At 72.7% G+C, this 7,214-nt stretch carries 7 protein-coding genes and 2 pseudogenes; 1 reads left to right on the forward strand and 8 read right to left on the reverse strand.

Annotated features, from left to right (window positions below; genetic code table 11):
• The 8 genes and pseudogenes from EEJ42_RS52030 to EEJ42_RS36355 form a co-directional block, all read right to left on the reverse strand.
• Positions 1–445: pseudogene (locus tag EEJ42_RS52030) on the reverse strand (hypothetical protein); the annotation flags it as partial.
• Positions 442–1,014 carry a phage tail protein gene (locus EEJ42_RS36325; protein WP_123106458.1) on the reverse strand — a complete coding sequence of 191 codons (573 nt, stop codon included), beginning with the start codon at positions 1,012–1,014 and terminating at the stop codon, positions 442–444. The pseudogene EEJ42_RS52030 and the gene EEJ42_RS36325, both read right to left, overlap by 4 nt.
• The gene (locus EEJ42_RS36330; protein WP_123106459.1) at positions 1,011–2,978 is read right to left on the reverse strand and encodes a putative baseplate assembly protein; all 1,968 of its coding nucleotides are present in this window, start codon (positions 2,976–2,978) and stop codon (positions 1,011–1,013) included. Before EEJ42_RS36330 ends, EEJ42_RS36325 begins: the two co-directional genes overlap by 4 nt.
• Positions 2,978–3,469, reverse strand: a complete 492-nt coding sequence (locus tag EEJ42_RS36335) for a GPW/gp25 family protein (protein ID WP_123106460.1) — start codon at positions 3,467–3,469, stop codon at positions 2,978–2,980. The genes EEJ42_RS36330 and EEJ42_RS36335 overlap by 1 nt, the downstream gene beginning before the upstream one ends.
• Complete coding sequence (locus EEJ42_RS36340) at positions 3,469–5,373, reverse strand: VgrG-related protein (RefSeq protein ID WP_123106461.1); 1,905 nt, start codon at positions 5,371–5,373, stop codon at positions 3,469–3,471. The genes EEJ42_RS36335 and EEJ42_RS36340 overlap by 1 nt, the downstream gene beginning before the upstream one ends.
• Complete coding sequence (locus EEJ42_RS36345) at positions 5,373–6,149, reverse strand: CIS tube protein (protein WP_123106462.1); 777 nt, start codon at positions 6,147–6,149, stop codon at positions 5,373–5,375. Before EEJ42_RS36345 ends, EEJ42_RS36340 begins: the two co-directional genes overlap by 1 nt.
• Complete coding sequence (locus tag EEJ42_RS36350) at positions 6,150–6,587, reverse strand: phage tail protein (RefSeq protein WP_123106463.1); 438 nt, start codon at positions 6,585–6,587, stop codon at positions 6,150–6,152.
• 62 nt (positions 6,588–6,649) lie between these two features.
• Complete coding sequence (locus tag EEJ42_RS36355) at positions 6,650–6,898, reverse strand: hypothetical protein (RefSeq protein WP_123106464.1); 249 nt, start codon at positions 6,896–6,898, stop codon at positions 6,650–6,652.
• A 124-nt stretch (positions 6,899–7,022) separates the two neighbouring features.
• Here EEJ42_RS36355 and EEJ42_RS52035 point away from each other — a divergent pair.
• Positions 7,023–7,214: pseudogene (locus EEJ42_RS52035) on the forward strand (hypothetical protein); the annotation flags it as partial.

Here is a 7,214-nt window from a genome sequence, read left to right on the forward strand (position 1 = left end):
CGGGGCCGTGCGAGGCGGCCGCGTCGGCTGCCGTCCGGCCCGGTGTGCCGGGGGCGGCGGTCGCCGGGTCGTGTGGGCCAGGCGCGCCACCCGCCGGAGCAGCACCACTCGGAGCACCGCCACTCGGCGCGCCACCGCCCACAGCACCGCCACTCGGCGCGCCACCGCCCGCAGCACCATCGCTCGGAGCGCCACCGGCCGAAGCGCCGCCACTCGGCGCACCGCCGCTCGGCGCACCGTGCGACCACGGCTCCTGGGCGGGGCGGTCCTGGCGCGGGTCCGTCGCAGGGGCGGCGGCGCGCGGCGCCGGGGGGCGGTCGGGCAGGACCGCGTTGCAGCCGTCGCAGAAGGACTGCCCCGGCTCATACCGCGTGCCGCATTCGTCGCAGGTCAGGGTGGTCGGCTCGTCGGTGTCACGGCCGCCGGAGGACTGTCTGGGGGTCATGACTCGGAGGTCCTTTCGGCAGCGGTCACCTGGACCGTGTACGGGACATGGGCGGGGCGGGCAGCGTTGACGAGTTCGTCGAGGCGGTGTTCGTCGGCCGGGGTCGGGGACGGGAGGCGCAGGGTGACGTGCAGCCGGGGGCGGGGCGCGCCGGGGAACGGGCCGCGGGGGCGCGCACTCCACGTGGCGCCGCCGCTTTCGGTGATCTCGGGTTCGACGCCGAAGGCGAGCCGTACGGTCTCGGCCAGGCCGAAGCGGGTGCCGCGGACGCGGTGCAGGTACGCGGCGGCGGCGACCGCGGCGCGCAGCCGGGCCACGCCCTCGGGGTGGTCGTCCTCGATGCCGTCGGTCTCGGCGCCGATCCACCAGCCGAGCCAGCGGGTGAAGTCGGCGGGTGCGAGGGCGGGGCTGAAGTAACTCTCCTGGCAGTCCAGGACGTTGAGGATGGGGGCCAGGACCTCGTCAAGACCGGCGATGAAGCGCTGCGCGAGGTCGTCGTCGGCGAAGACGGCGGGCAGCATCATGCCGAGCGGGGAGGACGAGGCGAGGCCGTCGATGGAGCCCCTCATGTGTCGTCCCCGATCACGCGGACGCGGTGGTCGTAGGAGAAGACCAGGGACGGCGGGTCGAGGTCGATGCGGTCGGTGCGGTCGCCGCGCTTGCCGGTCAGCGGGTCGGCGGCGTGCAGCCGTACCTCGTCCACCAGCTCGACGCCGGGGACGCGCTGGAGCACCGCGAAGATCTCGCCCGACTGGACGGGGCGGCCGAAGGGCCAGCCCTTGCCGTCGGCGCCGCCGGTGAGGGGGTCGAGGTGGCGGTAGAGGGCGTCGTGGGCGTCGCGCCGTACGCGGTCGGCGTCGACGCCGCGGAAGGCGTGCACGGTGGCGACGACGGTGACGCCCTGGTAGTACGGCGGGCCGACGGCCAGCCGGGTGCCGATGAGCCGGCGTTCGTCCAGGTAGCGGGTGATGCGCTGGAGGAGGGAGTCGGCGGGGACGAGCTGTTCGAAGCGGAGCCGCCCGCCGGGGTCGGGGACGGCGCTGGGCACGACGAGGACGCGTACCGCGTAGGAGCCGTACTCCTCCAGCTTGCCCTCGATGCAGGTGATGCGGGCGGTCTCGGGGGCGGCGCGGCGGGCGAGTTCCTCGTAGTCCCGCAGGGTGACGGCGCGGTCCTGGGCGCGCAGGGTGATGGGGGCGCGGGCCTTGGCCTCCTCGACGGTCTCGCCGTCGACCCCGCCCTGTGCGGCCTCGCGGTTGACGACCTCGGCGACGTACGGGACGGAGTCGCGCAGGGTGCGGATGGCGCCGCGCGCGACGTTGCCGGTGCGCCCGCCGCCGGTGCGGTAGCGGCGGGCGCGGATCACGGCGCCCTTGGGCGGGACGGCACCGTACTGGCGCAGGGTGCCGTCGGGTTCGCGGACGGCCGGGCCGAAGGCGATCTCGCCGGTCGCCGCGTCGAGGGTGAGGTGGCGGTCGTACGGGCCGGAGGCGGCGAAGTGCGGGACGACGTCCCAGTCGGTCCAGCCCCCGTCCCCGGCGAAGTCGGCCACCTGGAGGTGGAGCGGGGGCACGTCGCCGACGACGGGGGCGTGGGCGAGCCGCAGCCGCTGGCCGGGCAGCCCTGTGGACTCGCCCAGGGCCTCGTCGTACACCGACTCGGCGTGGACGGCGGGAACGGTGCCGCCCATGCTGAACGCCTCCGCGGAGCGCACGGTGGGCGAGGTGGTGTAGAAGGGCTGGCCGGTCTCGGGCTCGGTGACCCGGCAGCGCAGCCACCCCGCCTCCTTGCGGCCGGTGCGGGAGAGGATGTGGCCGCCGGGGATGTGGAGGACGACGTCGCCGGGGCGGTTGAGGCCACCGGTGGTGTCCTGGTCGACCTCGCACTCCACCCAGCCCTCGGCGGTCCACGCCTCCCAGACCAGCGGCGGCTGCCGCGGGTCGACGCCGACGCCGTCGACCCGGCTGTCGAGCCGCAGCGCGACGGCGCAGTGCGGGACGGCGGCGCTGAGCCCGAGCAGCATGCAGTCGCCGGGCGCCGGGGATTCGGCGAAGCACAGCAGGTCCGTGCCCTCGATGAGGTCGGTGGTGCGGTCGGTGACCTGCTCCCCGCTGTGCTGCACGGCGAGGTGGCGCAACTCGCAGGGCACGACGGTGAGTTCGCGTTCGGTGGCGAAGACGACGGAGTCCTCGCTGTCGGCGCGCAGGGTGGCGGTCTCCGTGCCGACGGGGACGCGGACCGGATCCTCCTGCGGGGCGGACAGCCAGAACGTGACGTCGGTGCGCGCGGCGGACGGCGGGAAGAGGGTGATGCCGACGAGGTCGAGGAAGGCCAGGTGGTTCTTCTCGGGGATCCGGTTGAGCCGGTACACGATCTGGTCGGCCATGTGGGCGACGGTTTCCACCAGGGTGACGCCGGGGTCGGACACGTTGTGGTCGGTCCACTCCGGGGCGCGCCGCTGGATGTAGCGCTTGGCGTCGTCGACGAACTGCTGGAAGCGCCGGTCGTCGAGGTTCGGGGAGGGCAGTGCCATCAGCGTTCGCTTTCGGTGGCCGGTCCGCCGCCGTCGCCGCCGGTGCCGGTGCCGTGGTCGGGGCCGTGGTCGGGGCCGGAGGAGGACGGATCGGAGTCGTCGTGGGACGGGATGACGTAGAACGGGAAGACGAGGTTGCGCGGGTTGTTGGTGCCGCGGATGACGTAGCGGACGTCGATGTACAGCACCCCCTGGTCGTCGCCCGCGGTCACCTCCACCTCGCGCACCTCGATGCGGGGCTCCCAGCGGTCCAGGGTGGTGAACACCTCGTGCTGGATGCGGCCCGCGGTGGCCTCGTTGACCGGCGCGAAGACCAGGTCGTGGATGGCGCAGCCGAACTCCGGGCGCATGGGCCGCTCGCCCGGGGCGGTCGCGAGCACGAGCCGGATGGCCTCCTCGATCTCCCGCTCCCCGCTGACCAGGGCGATGCCCCCGGTCGGGCTGATGCGCATCGGGAAGGACCAGCCGGAGCCGACGAACTGCCCGGCCATCAGACGACCACCGGAATGTGGCTGTTGATCGTGACGAGGCCGGTCAGGGCGACCGAGGTGCCCCCGACGGTGATGGCGCCGGGGGTCATCATCGTGAACGTCGCGGGCAGGACGTTGACCGCCCCGGCCGTCACGCTCAGGGCCCCGGTCTGGATCGAGCCGGAGCCGCCCTTGATGTTGAACGCGGCGCCCGCGGTGGCGGACAGGGCGCCGCCCGCCGTGATGTTCAGCGCTCCCCCGGCGTTCAGGTTCATGGTGCCGCCCGCCCGCAGGCTCAGATTGCCGCCGGCCTGGACGGACACCGCCCCGGTTCCCTTGATGACGACGGTTCCCTTGCTGTCCACGCTGATCTCGGTCTTGGTGCGGTCCAGGTTGATGGTGAGCCGGTCGTTGCCGGTGCTCAGCCGCACCCCGCGCTTGCCGATCTTCTGGCTGAGCAGGTCCAGCCGGTTGTTCTCCCGGTCGGCGACGGTGTGCCGGGTCGCCTTGCCCTTGAGCGCGTCGTGCAGCGGTACGTCGCCCGGCTTCGGCTTGTCCTTGCCGTTGTAGAGGCCGCCGATGACGTACGGATGGTCCAGCGCGCCGCGGTCGAACGCCACCAGTACCTCGTCGTTGACGTCCAGCGGGAAGATGCTGCCGCCGCCCACCCCGGCGGACTGCACGGTGCGGGTCCAGTCGCTCACGTAATCCGGGTCCAGCCAGGGGAACTTCAGCTTCACCCGGCCCTGCTTCAGCGGGTCCTTCACATTGGTGACGATCGCGTTGGCCACGGACGGCATGCGGGGCGCGGCCGCCTCGCCGCCGGAGGCCAGCCCGTACAGGGACCGCCACTGGCGGCCGCTGACGGTCACCAAGGTCGTGTACGGCCTGCTCATCTCGAAGACGTGGCGGACGCCCGTCATCGTGTACTTGCCGTCGAAGGGCTTTCCGACGTCCCGCAGCGTCACCGGGATGTCGGCGCGCAGCTTCGGGTTGCCGTGGACGGTCACCTCCAGCTCGGCGAAGGCCGACGTCACGTCGTCCGCCAGGGCCTGCGCGGCCCGGCCGACCTCGCCCTGCTGGTCGTACGGGAACGAGGCGTCGACCAGCTTGGTCGCCTTGAACTTCGCCGTCCCCGCGCCCGGCTTGGTGCCGTTGGCGAGGGCCGGATTGCTGGTCGTGGGCGCCTGGGCGGTGATGGCCTTCTTGGCCTGCACGTTCCAGCCGCGCGCCTGCACCTGGGGCACCTGGTCGGCCGAGGTGACGGAGGCCCGGCAGCGCAGGACGTCAACGCCGCCGTGGAGCACGAACGGGCTCTTGTCGCCGTCCGTGCTCGGCGGCGGCGCCCCGGAGGCGTTCTTGCGGCTGACGAACTGGAACTCACCCCTGGCGTCCAGGAACATCACCTTCTTGTTCTCCTCGGCCAGCCGGGCGAGGAAGTCCCAGTCGGTGACGTTGTCCTGGGTGATGAACTCGTAGGTCGTCTTGGTCGGTTCGATCCGGCCCACGGTGACCCCGCTCTTCCCGATCAGCCGCTTGGCGATGTCGGAGGCCCGCATGGCGGTGTATCCGGCCACCCGGCGCTGGCGCAGCATGCGGTGGCCCAGGTCGTAGCCGCGGACGACGGTGAACCAGCCGGTGGAGTCGTAATCCGTCTCCAGCCCGGTGACCTCGCCGGTGAACAGCGGATCCTGCGCCCCCTTGCCGCTGGCGACGGGCGCCAGGACCACCTTGGTGCCGATGGTGATCTTCGCCAGCCCCAGCACGGTCCGCTTCGGGTCGCGGAAGGTGAGCTGGAACGCGCCGGGCACCCCCGCCCCGAAGTCCACCCACGCCTCCGCCAGAAGCGGCGCGACCTCGGTGGGATGCAGCGGGGTGCCGTCCAGCGTCACGTGGATGATGCTGGAGTACGAGATCGGCGGCATCAGGCGGTCACCTCCTCGACGGCGGGCAGGATGAGTTCGGTGCCGGGCGCGAGACGGGACGGGTCGTCGATGCCGTTCGTCTCCGCGATCACCCGCCAGACGGTGGCGTCCCCGTACTCCCGCCACGCCAGCGACTGGAGCGAATCGCCCGCCACCAGGCGGTGGACACGGCGCGCGGTGAGCGCGCCGGACGTCGGGTTCTGCCCCTTCGTCTTGCTCGGAATCTCGTGCAGGCTCACCTGGCAAGTGGCCCGGATCGGCACCCCGGTCGTGCCGAACAGGGAGTACGTGACGTCCACGGACTCCACGTACGCCGTGAACCGGGCGGTGGAGAACGACCCCCACTGGAAGACCACCCACGGGGTCGACGGCTGCTTCGCGGCGAGGCTGGACGCCGTCACCTCGCAGCAGGAGAAGAGCGCTTCGACCTTCTTCAGCACCTCGTTGCTGTCCGGCTGGTCCGAGGAGTCGAGGAAGACGTCGAGGCTCAGCCGGCGCGGCTCGGGCCCCATGAACTCCGGCTGCGCACCGTCCCTCACCGCCGGGCTCGGCGTCGCCTTCCAGTCCGTGCGGCGGCTCATGGTCAGCTGGGCCGGGTTGAAGTCGAAGTCGAAGTTCTTGATCAGCCCGCCGGGGGTGGTGCTCTGCCCGACCGGCGGCTCATGGATCGCGAGCGAGGCCCGGACCAGGCTCTTCCCGGCGCCGCCCTTGCCGCCCTTGCCCCCCTTGCCGCCGGGGTTTCCGCCCTTGCCGCCGCCCTTGCCGTTGGTGGCCATCTACGCCGCCCCCGCATCCGTGAAGCCGTGGTGGGTGATCTCCAGGACCTCCGTGGCGACCGCCGGGCTCGCCGGGTCCAGCGACGGCCCCTGCCACCGCACCGGCAGCACGTCCAGCAGCCCCCACTGGGCCACCACCGAACCGTCCGCGCGGAGGGCCGCGATCTGCCCGGTGGGGCGGGTGACGCCCGTGGTGATGGACGACACCCAGGCCGCCACCTTCGCCGTATCGGGCGTGAGGGGGCGGGTCAGCCGGATGCTGGAGTAGGTGACGCGGGACGGCAACTGCCAGACGAAGCCGTTGTTGCCGCCCTCCTGGTGGTGCTCGATCTCCACCTCGGACGACAGACCCTCGCAGCCGTTGAAGTACCCCAGGCTCTCGCCGTCGATGGTGAGGGTGAAGAAGATCGTGGATCCCGGGTCGAGATCACTGGGCATCGCGGGCGGCCTTCCTTCGTACGTCTTTCGTGTGCGGTCTGTCGTTGGGGTCGTTCGGGTCGTCAACGTCGCGGGTCGCGCAACTTGCCGATGCGCTCACGGTCGAGGCGGAACTCCGTTCTCAGCAGCCGGGTCAGCGGGCCGATGAGCCGGTGCACCAGCTCGTCGAACTGCCCTTCCGTGAGCGCCCGCGCGTCGAACGCGGCGGTCTGGGTGGCGGTGGAGGTGGAGGTGGTGGTGGAGGTGGTGGTGGTGCGTTTGTGGGTGCCCGTGTTCTTGGCCGAGCTGGACGCCCGTGCCGTCCGGGACACGGCGGGTGGTGTGGGGGCCTCCGCCGGCTGGTGCGGTGGGGTGACGGGGGCCGGGGCCGCCGGTGGGGGCGCTGGGGTTGGGGCGGGCGTCGGGACGGCGTCCCGCCGCTGCACCGGCGGACTGGTGCGCGCTGCCGTGGTCGACGGGAGTGTCGACGGGAGTGGGGTACTGGGGTACGCGGGGCTGTGGGGCCGCACCGATGGCTGCGCGGCGGCGCGAACCCCTTCGGTCGGCCGTCCCCCGCGCGCGGGCCCGCCGCCGGGCCCCGGCCGTACGGGCGGGAACGGCGGGGGTGGTGACGCGGCGTGGTGGGGC

It is taken from the genome of Streptomyces botrytidirepellens (genome assembly GCF_003721215.1).
GTDB lineage: Bacteria > Actinomycetota > Actinomycetes > Streptomycetales > Streptomycetaceae > Streptomyces > Streptomyces himastatinicus.